General features: G+C 72.8%; 18 protein-coding genes. 6 read left to right on the forward strand and 12 right to left on the reverse strand.

Annotated features, from left to right (window positions below; translation table 11 throughout):
• Positions 1-379: 379 nt before the first annotated feature.
• A complete protein-coding gene (locus BMZ50_RS12330) occupies positions 380-835 on the forward strand; it encodes a cupin domain-containing protein (protein WP_091324845.1) in 456 nt (151 codons plus the stop codon).
• Positions 836-941: 106 nt separating this feature from the next.
• On the opposite strand, the gene BMZ50_RS12335 is transcribed toward BMZ50_RS12330, so the two are convergent.
• Entirely contained in the window at positions 942-1,586 is a 645-nt protein-coding gene (locus tag BMZ50_RS12335) for a DUF1326 domain-containing protein (protein WP_091325402.1), read from the reverse strand.
• A gap of 263 nt (positions 1,587-1,849) precedes the next feature.
• Here BMZ50_RS12335 and BMZ50_RS12340 point away from each other — a divergent pair, with 263 nt between their 5' ends.
• On the forward strand, positions 1,850-3,229 hold the full coding sequence (locus tag BMZ50_RS12340; protein ID WP_177212762.1) for an MFS transporter: 1,380 nt from the start codon (positions 1,850-1,852) through the stop codon (positions 3,227-3,229).
• A 16-nt stretch (positions 3,230-3,245) separates the two neighbouring features.
• On the opposite strand, the gene otsB is transcribed toward BMZ50_RS12340, so the two are convergent.
• The 5 genes from otsB to BMZ50_RS12365 form a co-directional block, all read right to left on the reverse strand.
• Positions 3,246-4,046 (reverse strand): trehalose-phosphatase, encoded by an 801-nt coding sequence (gene otsB, locus BMZ50_RS12345; protein WP_091324846.1) that lies wholly within the window; start codon positions 4,044-4,046, stop codon positions 3,246-3,248.
• Complete coding sequence (locus BMZ50_RS12350; RefSeq protein ID WP_177212763.1) at positions 4,043-7,276, reverse strand: HAD-IA family hydrolase; 3,234 nt, start codon at positions 7,274-7,276, stop codon at positions 4,043-4,045. Before BMZ50_RS12350 ends, otsB begins: the two co-directional genes overlap by 4 nt.
• 46 nt (positions 7,277-7,322) lie before the next feature.
• Complete coding sequence (locus BMZ50_RS12355; RefSeq protein ID WP_091325407.1) at positions 7,323-8,348, reverse strand: carbohydrate kinase family protein; 1,026 nt, start codon at positions 8,346-8,348, stop codon at positions 7,323-7,325.
• 99 nt (positions 8,349-8,447) lie between these two features.
• On the reverse strand, positions 8,448-9,728 hold the full coding sequence (fucP, locus tag BMZ50_RS12360) for an L-fucose:H+ symporter permease (protein WP_245753610.1): 1,281 nt from the start codon (positions 9,726-9,728) through the stop codon (positions 8,448-8,450).
• A 221-nt stretch (positions 9,729-9,949) separates the two neighbouring features.
• Positions 9,950-10,252 (reverse strand): putative quinol monooxygenase, encoded by a 303-nt coding sequence (locus BMZ50_RS12365; RefSeq protein WP_091324850.1) that lies wholly within the window; start codon positions 10,250-10,252, stop codon positions 9,950-9,952.
• 152 nt (positions 10,253-10,404) lie between these two features.
• On the opposite strand from BMZ50_RS12365, the gene BMZ50_RS12370 reads away from it, so the two are divergent.
• The 4 genes from BMZ50_RS12370 (at position 10,405) to BMZ50_RS12380 (ending at position 13,484) form a co-directional block, all read left to right on the forward strand.
• Entirely contained in the window at positions 10,405-10,866 is a 462-nt protein-coding gene (locus tag BMZ50_RS12370) for a hypothetical protein (protein WP_091324852.1), read from the forward strand.
• Between the two features lie 80 nt (positions 10,867-10,946).
• Positions 10,947-12,578 (forward strand): glucose-6-phosphate isomerase, encoded by a 1,632-nt coding sequence (gene pgi / locus BMZ50_RS12375; protein ID WP_091324854.1) that lies wholly within the window; start codon positions 10,947-10,949, stop codon positions 12,576-12,578.
• A gap of 129 nt (positions 12,579-12,707) precedes the next feature.
• On the forward strand, positions 12,708-12,881 hold the full coding sequence (locus BMZ50_RS24185; protein WP_177212764.1) for a hypothetical protein: 174 nt from the start codon (positions 12,708-12,710) through the stop codon (positions 12,879-12,881).
• 189 nt (positions 12,882-13,070) lie between these two features.
• Positions 13,071-13,484 carry a DUF2267 domain-containing protein gene (locus BMZ50_RS12380; RefSeq protein WP_091324856.1) on the forward strand — a complete coding sequence of 138 codons (414 nt, stop codon included), beginning with the start codon at positions 13,071-13,073 and terminating at the stop codon, positions 13,482-13,484.
• Between the two features lie 137 nt (positions 13,485-13,621).
• Here BMZ50_RS12380 and BMZ50_RS12385 read toward each other — a convergent pair whose 3' ends face one another.
• The 6 genes from BMZ50_RS12385 to BMZ50_RS12410 form a co-directional block, all read right to left on the reverse strand.
• On the reverse strand, positions 13,622-13,981 hold the full coding sequence (locus tag BMZ50_RS12385) for a nitrile hydratase accessory protein (protein ID WP_091324858.1): 360 nt from the start codon (positions 13,979-13,981) through the stop codon (positions 13,622-13,624).
• Positions 13,978-14,580 carry a nitrile hydratase subunit alpha gene (nthA, locus tag BMZ50_RS12390; RefSeq protein WP_091324860.1) on the reverse strand — a complete coding sequence of 201 codons (603 nt, stop codon included), beginning with the start codon at positions 14,578-14,580 and terminating at the stop codon, positions 13,978-13,980. The genes BMZ50_RS12385 and nthA overlap by 4 nt, the downstream gene beginning before the upstream one ends.
• Entirely contained in the window at positions 14,577-15,242 is a 666-nt protein-coding gene (nthB, locus tag BMZ50_RS12395; RefSeq protein WP_091324866.1) for a nitrile hydratase subunit beta, read from the reverse strand. The genes nthA and nthB overlap by 4 nt, the downstream gene beginning before the upstream one ends.
• 87 nt (positions 15,243-15,329) lie before the next feature.
• On the reverse strand, positions 15,330-15,821 hold the full coding sequence (locus BMZ50_RS12400) for an MSMEG_0572/Sll0783 family nitrogen starvation response protein (RefSeq protein ID WP_091324870.1): 492 nt from the start codon (positions 15,819-15,821) through the stop codon (positions 15,330-15,332).
• 55 nt (positions 15,822-15,876) lie between these two features.
• Positions 15,877-16,131 (reverse strand): hypothetical protein, encoded by a 255-nt coding sequence (locus BMZ50_RS12405; protein ID WP_091324872.1) that lies wholly within the window; start codon positions 16,129-16,131, stop codon positions 15,877-15,879.
• Position 16,132: 1 nt separating this feature from the next.
• Positions 16,133-17,488, reverse strand: a complete 1,356-nt coding sequence (locus tag BMZ50_RS12410; protein ID WP_218146222.1) for an FAD-dependent oxidoreductase — start codon at positions 17,486-17,488, stop codon at positions 16,133-16,135.
• Between the last annotated feature and the right edge of the window lie 83 nt (positions 17,489-17,571).

Here is a 17,571-nt window from a genome sequence, read left to right on the forward strand (position 1 = left end):
CGACCGGACCGCAACCACGATCACCGCGCTGGCCCGACTCGCCGTCACGCTGATCTGCGCCCGCCGCCTACCGCCGAACTAATGAAACGTCTTCTTACTCGTCTAGGTGCACCGAGCCACGACGTCGGTGACACGGTGGGCCGGACCGTGATCCGGCCGACCTGGGCGCCCCCGGCGAGGTGGAGCAGCTCGAGGCGCCGGTTGTCACCCTCACGGGCCTCATCGGGCGTGTCGAACGACAGGTGTTCCAGGGGTTGCGTCATCGTGGCTCCTCCTCTCGATGCCGTGTCGGGCAACGTTCGCCCGGGGCGGCGCCCTGAAGGGCCCAACGCCCTCATCCCGAGTGATCGAATACGGCCCTCTCGACGAGGGAGGACGCATGACTGTCACGGTCACCGCGCCGGGCGAAGGCGAGCAGTTCCCGGCCGGCCCGGTCCGGTTCCGCATCCTGGAGGACGGCACCAGCGTCGACAAGCGGTTCGGCGTCGCCGAGTGCTACCTGCCGCCGGGCTGGCCGGGGCCGCCTCAGCACACCCATCGCGCGCACGACGAAACCTTCTACGTCGTGACCGGAACGGTCCTGTTCATGAGTGGGACCGACGAACTGCTCGCCCCCGCGGGCAGCCTGGTCACCGCGCCCATCGGCGATCCCCACACCTTCGGCAACGCCGACGCAGACGCCCCTGCCACCCTGCTCTGCACCGTCACGCCGGAGCGCTACCTCGGGTACTTCCGTGACCTGCAGGATCTGCGTCCTGGGCCGGACGGCATGCTGAACCCGTCCGAAGTTCTCGGGATCATGGCTCGCTATGCCACGGAGCCCTATCGCCCGTGAACTGATGCCTCCTCGTCCTGGCTCAACCGGATCGAGGCCCAGTTCCAGATGGCGTAGGTGCGAGGACCTCGCGCCATCGGTGCCCGCCGTGCTGGTGCGTCGGGGGTCACTCGTCCGGGCCGCGCCAGTCGAACGGGAAGTGCTTCGACGACCGGCCGCCCCACTCCCAGGCGAAGCCGAAACCGGGCGTCTCGACGCGCTCGCTCGTCCCGACCGCCCACGTGGCGACCTGCCCGGGGCCGACCTCGGCGCCGGGGGCGTTGTGCAGCTGCACCCGCGCACCCGGCGGCGTGGTCGGTCCGCTGAGCGCCTCGGCCGTGGCGTGCACGCTCCCGGGCACCTCGGCCCGGAAGGTGGACAGGTCCTCGGCCACCTCCACGGTGATCGGCGCCGACACGACCCCTCGGGGATCGTTGACCAGCCCGGCGAGCATGGCCGGCCACCCCCCGGCCTGACCGCCGAAGATCGTCTGCAGCGCCTGCAGCTGCGGCTCGTCGGCGCGGTCGTCGAGGAAGACGCCCATCGCCACGTCCGCCTCCACCCAGACGTTGCCCTCGAACTCCGAGACGGCGAGCACGTTGAGCCCGTCCAGCCGCACGTCGCCGAAGCTGCCCTCCCGGATGTGCCAGGCGAGGATCCCCTGGCAGTGGTTGTTCGTCGGCGGCTGGGCGAAGGTGCACGGACAGGGGACGCTGCAGCTGCAGACGTCGAACCAGTCCCCCACGAGGTGCCACTGCGGGATCTCGCTCATCGCGTCCTCCCCGGCGCACCGCTCGGGCTCGCCGGCCCTGCCGGCCACGGGCGCCGCACCCACCCTGCACCGCGGGCCCCGGCGGAGCCAGGGGCCGACGGCCCTCGATGAGGGTGTGACCACACTCACGACCGGCAGCCCGCGCGGGCGGGCGCGGGGGCATGGCACCGTGGTCGTCGGGTGCCCGAGGTCGTGTGCTCTTCCCGCCCGCTCGCAGCCACCTGTCGACGCGGTGGTCGCGCCCACCCCCGAGAGGTGTGTCCATGCGCACCACTGACCTGCTGTCGCGTGCCTTCTCCCCGGTGACCGTCCTGGCCCGGTCGGCCTCGACGGCCCCCGGGCCCTCGCTGCCGCGGCTGCACCGCGCGGTCGCCGCCGTCTTCGTCCTCGACGGAGCGGTCTTCGGCAGCTGGGCGGCGCGGGTGCCCGACGTCGCCGCGCAGGTCGGCGCCGGGCACAGCGCGCTCGGACTCGCCCTGCTGTGCCTGTCCGTCGGCGCGCTGGCCTCCATGCAGGTGACCGGCGGGCTGTGCGCCCGGCTCGGCCCCGGGCTGGTGAGCACGGCCGGAGCGCTGCTGCTGTCCCTCGCGCTCGTCCTGCCCGGCCTGGCGGCGTCGATACCGGCGCTGTGCGCGGCCCTGTTCGTCTTCGGCGCCGCCAACGGCACGGTGAACGTGGCGGCCAACGCCGTCGGCGTCCAGGTCGAGGCGCGCACCGGCCGGCCGCTCATGTCCGCCCTGCACGCCGGTTTCAGCATCGGCGGGCTGGCCGGCGCCCTGCTCGGCGGTCTCGGCTCCGCGGTCCTCGGTGTCGCCGCGCACCTGGTGCTCGTCGCGGCCCTCGGGCTGGTGGTCACCGCGGGGGTCGCGCCGGCGCTGCTCGCCGCGGCCGGCTCCCCGGCCCCGGCGCGAGAGGCTGCCGGCGAGCCGGGGCCGGGCCGGCCGACTGCCGTCCTGGTCGTCCTCGGCGCGATCGCCGGGTGCACCGCCTTCGGGGAGGGCGCCCTGTCCGACTGGGGCGCGCTGCACCTGCGCACCGAGCTGCATGCCTCCTCCACGCTGGCCGCGGCCGGCTACGCCGGGTTCTCCCTGGCCATGGCCTGCGGCCGCCTCGCCGGGAGCCGGCTGCTGGCCCTCGTGGGGGAGCGCCGGCTGCTCACCCGCGGCACGGTGCTCGCCGCCGCGGGCGGGGTGGTGCTGGTCGCCGCGCCCTCCGCGCCGGTCGCGGTGGCCGGCTTCGTGGTCGTGGGCCTGGGACTGGCCAACGTCTTCCCGCTGGCCATCGCCCGGGCCGGCGTCCTGGACGGCGCGCGGGGCATCGCGCTGGCCACGACCGTCGGCTACACGGGGCTGCTCGGCGGCCCACCCATGGTCGGTCTCGCGGCCGAGCACCTGGGCCTGCCCCTGGCGCTGAGCACGGTGCCGCTGCTCGCGCTGGTCGCCACCGTCCTGGCGGTGTCGCTGTCCGGGGACGCCGTCTGGCGGCCGGCGACGCCGGCCACGCTGGCCCGGGCGGTCCGCGACCGCACCGACACCCTGGTCGAGGCCGTCGTCCCCCGCCTGCAGCCGCTGGTCTCCGGCTTCGGGCACGGCACGGCCGTCTACATCCGCGACCTCTCCGCTCTGGTGCCGCCGCCCCGGTGACGCGCCCCGGGGGTGCTCAGGCGGCGAGCCGGCGGAGGAACTCGAGCACGCCCTCCGGCCCCTCCAGCACCAGGTCGGCGCCGGCCAGCAGCTCGGGTGGGGACTCCGCCGACCGCACGGCCACCCGCAGCCCGTCGACGCCGGCGGCGGCGAGTTCGGTCACCGCGGCGAAGGCCGGGAGGTCACCGAGGTCGTCCCCGATGACGACGACCGCCCGCGCGCCGGACTCGTCCACCACCCGGCGGACGGCGTCCCCCTTGTCGCCGCGCACCGGCGGTCGCAGCTCCCAGACCATCTTCCCGGGGACGATCTCGAGCCCGTGCTCCTCGGCGATCCGCCGGGCGGTCCGGTCGATCTCGTCGGTCCACCGGTCCCGGTCGGGGACCCGGCGGGTGTGCACCGCGATCGAGTACTCCTTGTCCTCCAGCCAGGCGCCGCTGTCGCGCACGGCCGGGGAGTCCCGCAGCGCAGCGGCGGCGGCACCGACCGCAGCGCGGGCCGCCGCCAGCCGCGGGTCCACCCGCACCTCGCCCTCGTGCACCTCCTGCAGCCCGTACAGCCCGAGGTAGCGGACACCGGGGGCGCCGACGTGCTCGGCCAGGTACGGGGCGGGCCGGCCGGAGATGATGGCAACGGCGGCGAACCGGTCCGCGAGGGGGCCGAGCAGGTCCACGATCCCCGCCAGCGGCCGGGCCGCCTGCGGGTCGTCGACCACCGGGCTGAGCGTGCCGTCGAAGTCCAGCCCCAGGGCGACCTCCCCCGCCCGCCCGGCCAGCTCGCGGGCCACCTGCTCCGGCGTGGCCGTGCCCGCGGTCACGGTGCGCTCTCCAGCACGAGCTCCCGCTCCTGCCCGGGCGCGAGCTCCACGGCCTGCCCGCGCACCAGCAGGTTGACCGGGGTCGTACCGCCCGGTCGCGCGCTGAGCCGGATGCGGTCCTCGCCCAGGTCGACGTCCACCCGCTGACCGCGGTAGTGGACGCTGAACCGCAGCTGCTTGACCTCCGTCGGCAGCGCCGGGTCGAAGCGGAGCACCGGCCCGAGGGCCCGCATGCCGGTCAGACAGCGCAGCACGATGTCCACCGTCCCGGCCATCGCGCCCAGGTGGATCCCCTCGGCCGTCGTCCCGCCCTGGACGTCGGAGATGTCGCTCTCCAGCGCGTGCTGGAGGAAGCGCCAGGCCTCCTCCGGGCGGTACCGCGCCAGCACCCAGGCGCTCACCACACCGCTGAGCGTGGACCCGTGCGAGGTCCGCTCCAGGTGGTAGTCCACGGTCCGGGCCAGCTGCTCCGTGCTCAACTCGTACCCCAGGCCGTGCAGCAGCCCGCGCAGCTCGTCGCGGGAGAGCAGGAACAGCAGCATGAGGACGTCGGCCTGCTTGGCCAGCTTGTACCGGTTGGTGCTGTCGCCCTCGGCCTCCAGCAGCCGGTCCAGCCGCTGGATGTTGCCGTAGCGCTCCCGGTAGCCCTCCCAGTCGAACTCCGGCAGCTGCTCGTAGCCCTCGAACTGGGTCAGGACCCCGTCGGCGTGGAAGACGACCTTCATCTTCTTCGTGATGTCCTGCCAGCGGTCGAGCTCGTCCTCGCGGATGGTGAGCTCCTGGACGAGCTCCTGCCGGTAGTGCGGCGGGAGCACCTCCAGCGTCTCCAGCGCCCGCTGCAGGACCCACACCGCCATGACGTTGGTGTAGGTGTTGTTGCGCAGCCCCGCCTCGTCGGAGTCCGGGTAGGCCTCGTGGTACTCGTCCGGACCCACCACGCCGGAGATCTCGTAGCGGTCCTGCGCCGGGTCGTAGGTGGCGATGCTCGACCAGAACCGGGCGATCTCGATCAGCAGCTCGGCGCCGGTGAAGCGCAGGAACGACGTGCTCCCGGTGACCATGTAGTGCTGCCAGACGTTGTAGGCCACGGCGATGTTGACGTGCCGCTGGTTGTGCGAGTGGTCGGGCAGCCAGCGCCCCGACTTGGGGTTGAGGTGGACCTCCTGGGTCTCCTCCCGCCCCGTGGCCCCGCTCTGCCACGGGAACATGGCGCCGTCGAAGCCCGCCGCGCGGGCCGCCGCCCGGGCCACCCCGAGCCGCGCGTGCCGGTAGTCCAGCAGCGCGCTGGCCAGGCTGGGCCGTTCGAAGTTGAGGAACGGGAAGATGAACATCTCGTCCCAGAAGACGTGCCCGCGGTAGGCCTCCCCGTGCCAGCCGCGCGCCGGGACGCCGACGTCCAGGTGGTGCGTGTGCGGGGAGACGGTCTGCAGCAGGTGGAAGATGTGCAGGTGCAGGACCGTCTCGGTCCACTCGTTGGCGCTGTCGAGCTCGATGTCGAAGCGGTTCCACAGGCTGTTCCACGCGCCCTCGTGGCGGACGAGCAGCCGGCCGAAGTCCTCGGCGGTGCCCACGGTCAGCTGGGCGTCGGTGCGGCTGTCCGAGATCGCCCGGTCCCGGGAGGTGTACAGCGCGACGACCTTCTCCACGCTGGTCGGGCGCCCCTCCTCGAGGTCCAGGGTCAGGTCGTGGGCGACGTACCCGAGCTCCTCGACCAGCCGCCGCGGCGCGTCGACCCGCTGCCCGTCGCGCAGCACCCGGGTCCGCGCGGCCAGCGCGATCCGCACGTGCGAGTGCAGGGTCTCGGCCTCCAGGTCGATGGTCTCCGGGTCGACCTGCCCCTGCCCCAGCAGCTGCAGGTGGCGGCCGTTGAGGTCGCGGTAGCGCTTGACCCCGGCGTTGACCACCCGGCCGTCCAGTCCGGAGGACACCTCCAGGCGGCCCGACCAGTTCTCCGCCGTGAAGGTGGTCTCCAGGCCGGCGACGTGCTCGTCCTTCATGCTGACGAACCGGCGCTGGGTCATGCTGGTCCGCCGGCCCTCGGCGTCCTGCCAGGTGAGGTCGCGGGTCAGCACGCCCCGGCGCATGTCCAGCTCGAAGCGGTGGTCCAGGACGCCGGGACGCCGGGCGTCGAACCACTCCCCGCCCTCGATCCGGAACCGCAGCGGCAGCCAGTTGGGGACGTTGACCAGGTCCTCGTTCTCGACCTGCCGGCCGGCCACCTCGGTCACGGCCCGGTCGTAGAGGCCGGCAACGTAGGTGCCGGGGTAGTTCACGTCGTCGGCCCGGGCCTCGGGCAGCGCACCGCGGGTCACGAAGTACCCGTTGCCCAGCGCCAGCAGCGCCTCCCGCAGCCCCTGCCGGGCCGGGTCGAAGGAGTCGTAGACCAGCGTCCACACGCTGGGCGGCTGCTGGGTGAGCCGCCTCCTGATCTCGCCGGCGGCCCGGCGCTCCTCGAGCCGGCCCTCGGCCAGCGCGCGCCGCGAGACGTCGTCCAGCGTGGTGACGACGAGGTCCGCGCCCGCCTCGACCAGCAGGTCGCGGTCGTCGAGCCGGGCCACGCCGAGCGCGGCCATCCCGGCCGCCTTCGCGGCCTGGATGCCGCTGCTCGCGTCCTCGGTGACGAAGCACTCGGCCGGGTTGATGCCGAGTTCCTCGGCGGCGGTCAGGAAGATCGTCGGGTCCGGTTTGCCCCGCGGGAAGTCCCGCCCGGAGATGTCGGCGTCGAACAGCTCGAGCAGCGTCATGCCCTCGTGGACGAAGTCGCAGTCGATCCGCTGCTCCGCGGCGAACAGGTCCAGGCGGATCCGCTCCAGGAAGAGCTTGGCGTTCTTCGAGGACGACGCCGCCGCCACGCGGATGCCCATGGACTTGACGTCGAGGATGAACCGCAGCGCGTCCGGGAAGGCCATGAACCGGCCCTCCTCGATGAGCTTGACGACGTGCTCCTGCTTGGCGGCCGCGTACTGCTCGATCCGCGCGTCGATGTCGGGCACCCCGAAGTGCTCCATGGCCGCGCGGGCACCCTCCATGCGCGGCCTACCGGCCATGACCTCCTGGTAGACGCCCGGCGTGAACCGCTCGGGGGTCCAGCTGGTCCGGTCCCGGATGTCCCGCCACTCGCTCTCCATGAGCGCCTTGAACGCCTCCCGCCAGGCCAGCTCGTGCGGCGAGTCGACCAGGACGCCGTCGACGTCGAAGATCGCGCCACGGAAGCCTGCTGTCTGGGCCATCGGTGTCTCCCTCGCTCGGGTGCGACCCGGGCGGTCGCGCGGGTGGTCAGGTGCGGTGCTGCGTGGGGCCCTGCGTAGCGGAGGGGACGGTGACGCCCGGCGCCGCGCGCGGCGTCACCGGCGGCACGGATGCCGCGGCCGCCGCGCGCTGGGCCTGTTCCGCCTCGAGTTCGGCGCGGGTGGGCGGGTTCGCGCCCGGCCGGGAGCAGGTGATCGCGGCCACCAGGGAGGCCTCGTCCAGGATGCTGATCAGCGTGGACTCGTCGATGGCGGCGAGCGCGTCCCGGCGGGCGCCGCCGATCAGGTCGGCACGCCGCAGCCCGTCGAGCAGGCCGGAGGTGAAGGAGTCGCCCGCGCCCACGGTGTCCACGAGATCGACCGGTGTCGCCGGGCGGCGCAGTTCCAGGTCGTCGGTCACCGCATGGACGCCCTTGCCGCCGCGGGTGACGACGACGAGGACGGGACCTCGCCCGAGCCACTCCCGGGCCACGTCCTCGTCCTCGCGGTCGGGGTAGAGCCAGCGCAGGTCCTCGTCGCTGACCTTGACGACGTCCGACAGCGCGACGAGTCGCTCGATGCCTGGACGCGCCTGCTCCGGTGTCCCGAGCAGCGCCGGGCGCACGTTGGGGTCGTAGGAGATGGTCACCCGGCCCCGCCGCTGCTCCCGCTCCATCAGGTCCTCGACGTGGGCGTTGCCCGGGGGCAGGGCGGTGGCCAGCGAACCGGTGTGCAGGGCGCGGGTCTCGATGGGCAGGGGCTCCAGCGCCCCGATGTCCCAGTCGATGCGGAAGTCGTAGCTCGCGATCCCGGCGGCCAGGGTGGCGACCGCCAGGCTCGTGGACGTGCCCTCCGCCGGCCCGCCGGCGATCCGCACACCGCTGGTCTGCAGGTGCTCGGTGACCATGTCCCCGAACGCGTCACGACCCAGGCGGGTCATGAGCGTCACGGGGTCGCCCAGCCGGGCCAGCCCGAGGGCGACGTTGGCCGGGCTCCCGCCCGGATGTGCGACCAGGGTCCGGCCGCCCCGCTGCCCGACCAGGTCGACGAGCGCTTCCCCGACGACGACGAACATCGGCCCCACTCCCCTTCCGACGACGTACCGGTGCACCGGGCGGGACGGACACCGCCGGTCCGTGCCCGCCCGCCGGGCGCCGGCGTCCGGGGACGCCGGTCAGTGCGCGGCGCCCTCGGCCACGAGCGGGCCGGTGTGCCGTGCGGTCCGCAGGTCGAACAGCGCGTAGAGCGCCACGCCGGCCAGGCAGAGAGCGGGGACGACGAAGGCCTCCGCCGCGCCGAAGGCGTCCATGACCTTGCCGTGGACCATGGGCATCAAGGCCCCGCCGAGGATGGCCATGACCAGCCCGGCTGCACCGAACTTCGTGTCCCTGCCCAGTCCCTGCAGGGCGACGCCGTAGATCGTCGGGAACATCAGCGACAGCGACAGCGAGATCCCGACGACGGCGATCAACCCGACCCTGTTCGGTGAGAACACCGCGACGAGGCAGAACAGCACCCCCAGCGCAGCCATGACGAACAGCAGCCGCGTCGGCCGGAAGATGCCGAGCAGGTAGACCATCACGAACCGGGCGACGAGGAACAGCAGCAGGCTGGCCTGCAGGTACCACCCCGAGGAGCCGGTGGGCACGCCCACCACGTCCTGGGCGTACTGGATGGTGAACGTCCACGCGCAGACCTGGGCGCCGACGTTGAGGAACTGGGCGACCACGCCGTAGCGGTAGTGGCGGTTGTGCCACAGGCGGCCCAGTGCCCCGGTCCCCCTCTCCTCCAGCCCGAAGTGGGCGTGCTCGTCCGGGACGTCGATCTTGCGGAGGGCGATGAAGATCCAGATCACCAGGAGCGCGAGCGCGATCCCGGCGTACGGCCCCAGCACCAGGGACAGGTCCTGCTCCTGCGCCCGCGCCAGCTGGTCGGCCGTCATCGAGGCCTTCTCCGCCTCCGGCGTGATGTTGGGGAGGATCACCACGGCACCGAGCAGGACACCGATGTTCGCGCCGACCGGGTTGAACGCCTGGGCCAGGTTCAGCCGCTGGGTGGCGCTCTCCTCCGGGCCCATGGCGATCACGAAGGGGTTGGCCGAGGTCTCGAGGATGGACAGGCCGGCCGCCAGCACGAACAGCGCGATCAGGAAGAAGCCGTACTCGAGCAGCCAGCTCGCCGGGAAGAACAGCAGGCCGCCGAGCGTGGCCAGGCCCAGCCCGGTGAGCACGCCGGCCTTGTACCCGAACCGCTTGTTGATCAGCGCCGCGGGGATGGCGAGGGAGAAGTACGCGCCGTAGTAGGCGAACTGCACCAGTGCCGACTGGAAGTTCGACATCGAGAAGATGTGCCGGAACACGCCCACCAGGACGTCGGTGAGGTTGGCCGCCGATCCCCACGCGGCGAAGCAGGTGACGACGAGGATGAAGGGGAGCGTCAGGCCGGGATAGACCAACCCTGGTTTCCGTGCGCCCCCGGCTTCCGGTCTCGTCTGCACGACGGACACTCGTGCCATTCGGACCACCCCTCCCCGCCCCCTGGACAGGGGTACGTGGGTGTGTCGTGGGTCACACGGCGTGTGAGCGACGATAGCGGCCGCTCGCGTTCCCTTCCAGAGGCGCAGCCACGGACGGCGCGACGTCCCTGCGGACTCCCCGTCCGGACCGGCCGGGGCGGCTACTTCTCGTCGAGCAGGCGCAGCTCCGAGGGCTCGCGCAGCAGGCTCTCCAGGATCTTGTTGCCCTCGACGTTGTAGGGCTGCTGCATGTGCTCGTCCCACGCCGCGCGGGACCGGAACATCTCCAGCATCACCCAGTTGTCGGGGTCGTCCTGCGGCTGCGTCAGGTGCATGAAGACGCAGCCGGGCTCGTTCAGGGTGTTGCGACGCATCGACTGCAGCTGCGCCTCGGCTTCCTCGAGCCGGTCCTTGCGCGGCTTGATGGTCACGACGAGGAAGAGTGGACGGTCGGGTTCGCTCATGCGCGCGTTCCTACACCCGGCCGCCCCGCCCCAGCGGGTTCCCGGCTGCGCCGGCAACCGTTCTCAGCGCGCCCGGACAGCGGTAGCGTGCCGCCGTCGGCCCGGTGGCGCCGTACGCCCACCGGTGTCCGCGCGCTCGCCCGGGAGGCGCCATGCACCGGTATCTGATCGTGGCCAACCAGACGCTCGACAGCGACGAGCTCATGGAGCTCGTCCGGGAACGCGTGGCCGCCGGGCCCTCGGAGTTCTGGCTCGTCGTGCCGGCGACGCCGGTGAAGGACCTCGCACAGAACGCCGTGGCGATCCCGATGCCGGTCATGGGCGGGGTGCTGACCCTGCCGGGGCCCCCGGAGGAGGCGCGCCGACTGGCGCAGGTGCAGCTCGATGCGGCGGTGAAGAAGTTCACCGGCGCGGGCGCGACGGTGAGCGGCACGGTGGCCGACTCCGATCCCATGCGGGCGGTGGAGGACACCATGGGCGACCGGGAGTTCGACGAGATCATCGTCTCGACCCTCCCCGCGCGGCTGTCCCGTTGGCTGCACCACGACCTGCCCGGGCGCCTCGAGCACGCGTTCCACCTCCCGGTCACCCACGTCGTCACCCGGGACGTCTGAGCCGGCTCCCGCAGGCCCCACCGGCGAATCTGCGAGAGGCTGCCCGGTACGGCTCGGGCGGGACGGACCAGGAGGGCGGCATGGGCATCAGCGGGACCCCGGAGTGGAAGGCGCTGGCCGACCACCACCTCCAGGTGCGGGATGCACACCTGCGCGACCTGTTCGCGGAGGATCCCGAACGGGGCACGCGATTCACCTGCCGCGCCGGCGACCTGCACCTCGACTTCTCCAAGAACCGGCTCACCGGCGAGACCCTCCGCCTGCTCGCCGCGCTGGCCGAGCGCGCGGGGCTGCGGGCGCGCACCGAGGCGATGTTCCGCGGCGAGCACATCAACACCACCGAGGACCGCGCCGTCCTGCACACGGCACTGCGGGCGCCGCGGGACCGGGTGCTCGTCGTCGACGGGCAGGACGTGACCGGCGACGTCCACCGGGTCCTGGACCGGATGGCCGACTTCGCGCAGCGCGTCCGGAACGGCACGTGGAGGGGGCACACCGGGGAGCCGATCCGCGCGGTGGTCAACATCGGCATCGGCGGCTCCGACCTCGGGCCGGCGATGGCCTACACCGCCCTGCGCGACTACTCCGACCGGTCGCGCACCTTCCGGTTCGTGTCCAACATCGACCCGACCGACCTCGCCGAGGCCACCCGCGACCTCGATCCGGCGACCACGCTGTTCATCGTCTGCTCCAAGACGTTCACCACGCAGGAGACGCTGGCCAACGCGACCGCCGCGCGGCGCTGGCTGGTCGACGGGCTCGGCGGCGACGACAACGCGGTGGCGGCGCACTTCGTGGCGGTGTCGACCAACGCCGAGAAGGTCGCCGAGTTCGGCATCGACCCGGCCAACATGTTCGAGTTCTGGGACTGGGTCGGCGGCCGGTACTCCTTCACCTCGGCGATCGGCCTGTCGCTCATGGTCGCGATCGGCCCGGAGCGGTACCAGGAGATGCTCGACGGCTTCGCGACCATCGACGAGCACTTCCGGACGGCGCCCTGGGAGCAGAACCTGCCGGCGCTGCTCGGGCTGATCTCCGTCTGGTACATCGACTTCTTCCGCGCGCAGACCTCCGCGGTGCTGCCGTACTCCCTCTACCTGGCACGTTTCCCGGCCTACCTCCAGCAGCTGTGCATGGAGTCCAACGGGAAGTCGGTGACCCTCGACGGCACCCCGGTCGACGTGCCGACCGGGGAGATCGTGTGGGGCGAGCCCGGGACGAACGGCCAGCACGCCTTCTACCAGCTGCTCCACCAGGGCACCCACCTCGTCCCGGCGGACTTCCTCGCCTTCGCCCAGCCCCACCACGACCTCGACGGGATGCACGACCTGCTCCTGGCCAACTTCCTGGCCCAGCCGGCCGCGCTCGCCTTCGGCCGCACCGCCGAGGAGGTCGCGGCCGACGGCACCGACCCGGCGGTGGTCCCGCACAAGGTCATGGCCGGCAACCATCCCTCCAACGCCATCGTCGCGCCGAAGCTGACCCCGAACGTGCTGGGCCAGCTCGTCGCCGCCTACGAGCACCGGGTCTTCACCCAGGGCGTCGTCTGGGGCATCAACCCCTTCGACCAGTGGGGCGTCGAGCTCGGCAAGGTGCTCGCCCAGCAGCTTGCGCCCAAGCTGCAGTCCGACACGGCCCCGACCTACGACGCGGACTCCTCCACCAACGCGCTCGTCCGGCTGCTGCGGCAGCTGCGCGGCCGGCCCGCCTGAGTTCCCGTTCCCGTTCCCGGGCACCGGCGCACCGGGAGGGGTAAGCGCCCTCACGGCGGAGAGCCGGAACAGCGCCTCCTCGCGCACCGCTGCCCTCAGTGGAACCTGACGACGAGCGAGGAGATCCAGATGCGCACCGCCCTGTCCACGCTGACCGCCCGCCTCACCGCGGTTGCCCGCCGGAACGCCGACACGTACCTCCCCTGGAGCCCGCTGTCCGGCATCGGGCGGGCCGGCGAACTGGCTGCACAGCACCCGGCCTTCGCTCCCACCGCCGAGCCCGCGCCGCGGCACGACGCCTGACACCGCCCGCCGCGCTCAGCGTGGGGCGGCCGATCGACGTCGAACGCCATCGCCCCGCGCTCGTCCCGCCGCAGGCCGAGCACCAGGCAATCGAGCGGCACGGCGCTCGGGCGGCGGGACGCATCGCGTTCGGGGCCGGGCTCGCCGGGTACGCAGCGGGGTGTCGGGAACTCCCAGGGGAGGCGCCGCGTGGACCACGACCAGTTCATCGAGCTCGTTCGCCAGCGCGCCGGCGTCCCGGCGTCCCGGCGCCTGGACGCCATGCCCCTCTCAGACACGGAGATGGCCGAGATCCTCACCCGGGCCACGCTGCAGGTGCTCGCCCAGCGGATCAGCGGTGGCCAGGCGCGCGACCTCGCGCTGCAGCTGCCACCGGGGGTGGACGTGTGGCTGCAGCCGGAGCGCGAGAAGGCCGAGCCGTTCGACCTCGAGGTGTTCATCCAGCGCGTCGCCGACCGCGCCCTCGTCGACTTCGACGCCGCACGGGCCGGCGTGCGGGCGGTGTTCCAGACGCTGCGCGACGCGGTGACCGGCAACGAGTGGAAGGACGTGCTCTCCGAGCTGCCCCGGGAGTACACCGCGCTGCTGGAGGAGACCGACTGACCGTCCTCGCGGGCGGTGACCGGGTCGGCCAGGCGCACCTCGATGCCGGGCGCGTCCGCGACGGCCTGCACCGAGCACAGCCCCCTCCCAGGTGGCGACGGCGGTGTTCGTCCCGCCGCGCTCCGGGGCGGCGGCCATCAGCCGGCGGAGTCGTGCCGGTGGTCGTGCCCGGCCGGACGGTGGGCGAAGGCCGCGGACCTCTCCTCCACGTCCCTCGCCGAGACCAGCCCCGCTCCGGCCGTCACCTGCTCCAGGGCCTGGAGCCAGCAGCGGTAGTAGCGGAACTCCTCCCCCGGCGGCGGGTCCGCCTCCCAGGCCGCGATCCGTTCGATCAGCGCGGCCCGGAAGGCCCCGTAGGAGATCGTGCCGCCGTGCACCAGGGCCATGGTCAGCCCGAACGCCCGCCCCTCCCACGGCTCGGCGAAGACCAGCTCGCCGTTCGAGCGCGGCGGCGCCGCCGGGCCCTCGATGTCGAGATCGAGCGTCGGCGTGGTCACGGCGCCGCGACCTTCCGCACGCCGACCATCGCGTCACGGGTGACCAGCGCGGCCAGCTCCTCCTCCGACATCGATTCCGTACCCGGCGGGCGTTCGGGCAGAACCAGATACCGCACCTCCGAGCTGGAGTCGTAGACCCGGAGCTCGACGTCCGGCCCCAGCTCGGTGCCCCACTCCGCCAGCACCGCCCGGGGTTCCTTGACCACCCGCGAGCGATAAGCCGGGTCCTTGTACCAGGACGGCGGCAGCCCGAGCACCGGCCACGGGTAGCAGGAGCACAGGGTGCAGACGACGACGTTGTGCACCGTCGGCGAGTTCTCCAGCACCACCATGTGCTCGCCCTGTGGGCCCTTGAAGCCCAGCGAGGCGATCGCCGCGGTGCCGTCCTCGAGCAGCCACTGCCGGTACTCCGGATCGCTCCAGGCCTTCGCGACGACCTTTGCCCCGTTCATCGGCCCGACCGCGGTCTCGTAGGTGCGGATGAACGTCTCGACGGTGGCGCTGTCGACCAGCCCGCGTTCGAGCAGCAGCGACTCCAGCGCCTCCACGCGCAGCGCCGGGCTCAGCGTCGGGTCGGCGGTCTGCCGCAGGTCGGTCATCGCGCGCGCTCCAGGTAGCTCTCGTAGAGGTCGACGGTCACGCTGCCCGGTTCGGCGTCCGCGCCCCACAGCTCCCGGGCGTCGAACCGGACCTCGTAGACGTGCTGCGGGTTCTCCCCGGTGAACTGCGCGGCGGTGTCGGGGAAGACCTGGGCCGGGCGCAGCGCCACGACGGTTCCGGTCCTCCCGCGGGCGTACCCCGGCAGCCGGGTGTGCGGCGCGGGCTCGTCGGCCCGGGCGGTCACCGGGTCGCCGACCGCGAATGCCGGTGCCGCCTCGACGGTGCGCAGGTTGCCCGGGCCGCCGCTGGGCATGCCCGGCTTGTGCGGCTCCGGTACGGGGGGCTCGCCGACCTCCTCCCCCTGGAGCCGGCGGGCCCGGGCCTCGACCGCGCCGGGCGCCAGGATGCCGCTGTCGAGCAGCAGGAGCTCGGCGCTGGCCAGCCACCGCTGGTAGTACCCCGACAGGTACTCCTCCTCGGGCACCCGCTCGATCGCGTGCCGGAAGGCGTGCAGGTTGGCCCCTGAGACCCGGTTGGCCAGCAGTGCGAGTGCGAAGGTCCTCGCCTCCCAGACCTCGTGGAAGACCGGTTCGTCGGGGTCGATCGGCGGGAGCGGCCCGAAGTAGCGGGTCCGGCCGCCCATGTCGTGCACGCGTGCCATCGCGGTTCCCTCCTGGAACACGCTCGCGGCGGCCCCCTGCAGGGACCCGTCCCCAGCGTGCGAGCGGTGGGGGCAGGGGGTCCTTTCTCAGACGGTCCAGGTGTTGAGCTGGAAGGCGCCTTCCTTCCAGGCGGTCAGCGCCGAGTCGAGGACGTCGAGCGGGTGGAAGGCCTTGATCCCGTCGATGAGGTCGTCCTCCCGGAAGCCGTACAGCGCGCCCATCGCGAAGCGGCAGGCGTAGACGTTGGCGCCCTCCTTGAGCAGCGTCTTGATCTGCTCGTTGACCGCGAGGTTGCCGGGGAACCCCTCGGTGCCCACCGACGGGAAGCCGCGGGTCCGGGAGCCGAGGAGCACACCGGGGCCGTAGAGGACGATGTGCACGTCGAAGCCCTTGCGGACCAGCCGGGTCGACGTCTTCAGGTTCACCAGCGCCACCGACCCCTCGAACGGGACGGTGTGGATGAACACGAACGCCTTCTGCCCCGGCTCGGCCTGGACGTCGGGGAACACCTTCTCCTCGAGGTCGTAGAGGACGTCGCCTTCCTGCGCCCTGGGGATGTCGACGGTCTTGGTGCTCATGACGGGTCCTCCTGGACTCGGTGGCTACCTGGTGACAGTTCCTTCGTGCAGGTCGTCAGACGGCCGGGCCGCTCCCCTGCTCGGGCGGGTGCCAGGTCCGGCGGTGACTGCCCGGCATCGCCTGCATCACCGCCGCGCGCAGCTTCCAGGGGAGGCGGTGGTAGACGGGGACGTAGACCTGCTGCCAGAAGCGGTCCACGCCCCGCGGTGGCAGCGGCGGCAGCGTGCCCAGCCGCGCGGCGACGTCGCGCTGCGCGGCGGTCATCAGCTGCCGTTCGGAGACCGCGCGCACCCGCCGGGCCAGCCCCATGTCAGCTCCCCAGCCGCGCGAGCGCGTCCTGCGCGGCCAGCGCGATCGGCTCGTTGAGCGCCCCGATGGGCGGCGAGTAGACGTTCTCCATCGTGGCCAGGTCGCGCAGCGTGATGCCCGTGCGCACGGCCATCGCCAGGAAGTCGGCCCGCTCCTTGATCCCCTCTCCGCCCACCATCTGCGCCCCGATCAGCCGCAGCCGGTCGGGCTCGGCGAGCAGCTTGACCATGACCGGCTTCACGTCGGGGTAGTAGCGGGCGCGGGAGATGCCCTGCGCCTGGCCGGTCACGAACGGGATGCCCAGCGCGGTCGCCAGCGTCTCGCTGAAGGAGACCCCGCCGATCATCCACGTGCCGGCGACCATCGCCCAGGGCACGTACACCGGCTGGTAGGCCCGCCGTCCGCCGGCGGCGTTGACCCCGGCGACCTTGCCCTGCGCGTACGCGTGGCTGCCGGACAGCCCCTGGATCGGCACGTTGCTGACCCCGTGCGGGATCTCCGCGCAGTCCCCGGACGCCCAGATGCCGGGCACCGAGGTGGCCATCGTCTCGTCGACGGCGAACCCGCCGGCCGAGCCGACGGCGAGCCCGGCGGCCGCACCGAGGTCGGTGCGCGGCTCCTTGTGGGTGCACACGACGACCAGATCGCAGGGGATCTCGCCGTCGGTGGTGGCGACGGCGCGCACCTGCCCGTTCCCGTCGCCGCGGATCGCCTCGAGCTTGGTGTTGAAGTGCAGCCAGGCACCCATCTCCCGCCAGGACTCCTCCACCGGCGCGACGATGTCGGGGTCGGTGGCCATCGACAGCGCCCACGGGCCCGGGTCGACCAGGTGGGTCTCGATGCCGCGGTGGCACAGCGCGGTGACCATCTCCATGCCCAGCGGGCCGGCCTCGAGGACGACGGCGCTGCGCACCTCCTCGAGCACCTCGTGCCACCGCATCGCCTCGCGGATGTTCTTCATGTAGTAGATGCCGGCGAGGTCGGCACCCGGGACGTCGGGCCGGCCGTAGTCCCAGCCGGTGGCGATCACCAGCGCGTCGTAGGGCACCGGGGGGCCGTCGCCGACGCGCACGTTGCGCCCGCGCGGGTCGATCGCCCGCACCGGGGTCCGGTAGCGGATGTCGATGCCGGCGTCGGCGTACTGCTCCTTGGTGCCGAGGAACAACCGGGCGAAGTCGGGGATCTCACCGCCGTGCACGTAGGGGATCCCGCACGGGCTGTAGGCGGCGTCCTCGTATTCGGTGTAGACGGTGATCTCGGCGTCCCGGTCGGTGCCCCGCGCCGCACCCGCGGCGCCGATGCCCGCGGCCCCGCCCCCGACGATCACGATGCGCCGTGAACTGGTGCGCTCGGCCACGAGGGCCTCCTTCGGCGGGATGGGACCCGCTGTGCCGTTCAGCATGGAGAACGAGGCGTGCACTATCCTCAGCAGGCCGCCCA

The organism is Geodermatophilus ruber, from assembly GCF_900114385.1.
Classification (GTDB): Bacteria; Actinomycetota; Actinomycetes; order Mycobacteriales; family Geodermatophilaceae; genus Geodermatophilus; species Geodermatophilus ruber.

What these genes read in the sequence shown, in the direction of transcription:
- BMZ50_RS12330 (WP_091324845.1), top strand. Translation starts at nt 380, where the DNA reads ATGACTGTCACGGTCACCGCGCCGGGCGAAGGCGAGCAGTTCCCGGCC.
- BMZ50_RS12335 (WP_091325402.1), bottom strand. Translation starts at nt 1,586, where the DNA reads ATGAGCGAGATCCCGCAGTGGCACCTCGTGGGGGACTGGTTCGACGTC.
- BMZ50_RS12340 (WP_177212762.1), top strand. Translation starts at nt 1,850, where the DNA reads ATGCGCACCACTGACCTGCTGTCGCGTGCCTTCTCCCCGGTGACCGTC.
- BMZ50_RS12350 (WP_177212763.1), bottom strand. Translation starts at nt 7,276, where the DNA reads ATGGCCCAGACAGCAGGCTTCCGTGGCGCGATCTTCGACGTCGACGGC.
- BMZ50_RS12355 (WP_091325407.1), bottom strand. Translation starts at nt 8,348, where the DNA reads ATGTTCGTCGTCGTCGGGGAAGCGCTCGTCGACCTGGTCGGGCAGCGG.
- BMZ50_RS12365 (WP_091324850.1), bottom strand. Translation starts at nt 10,252, where the DNA reads ATGAGCGAACCCGACCGTCCACTCTTCCTCGTCGTGACCATCAAGCCG.
- BMZ50_RS12370 (WP_091324852.1), top strand. Translation starts at nt 10,405, where the DNA reads ATGCACCGGTATCTGATCGTGGCCAACCAGACGCTCGACAGCGACGAG.
- pgi (WP_091324854.1), top strand. Translation starts at nt 10,947, where the DNA reads ATGGGCATCAGCGGGACCCCGGAGTGGAAGGCGCTGGCCGACCACCAC.
- BMZ50_RS24185 (WP_177212764.1), top strand. Translation starts at nt 12,708, where the DNA reads ATGCGCACCGCCCTGTCCACGCTGACCGCCCGCCTCACCGCGGTTGCC.
- nthA (WP_091324860.1), bottom strand. Translation starts at nt 14,580, where the DNA reads ATGACCGACCTGCGGCAGACCGCCGACCCGACGCTGAGCCCGGCGCTG.
- nthB (WP_091324866.1), bottom strand. Translation starts at nt 15,242, where the DNA reads ATGGCACGCGTGCACGACATGGGCGGCCGGACCCGCTACTTCGGGCCG.
- BMZ50_RS12400 (WP_091324870.1), bottom strand. Translation starts at nt 15,821, where the DNA reads ATGAGCACCAAGACCGTCGACATCCCCAGGGCGCAGGAAGGCGACGTC.
- BMZ50_RS12405 (WP_091324872.1), bottom strand. Translation starts at nt 16,131, where the DNA reads ATGGGGCTGGCCCGGCGGGTGCGCGCGGTCTCCGAACGGCAGCTGATG.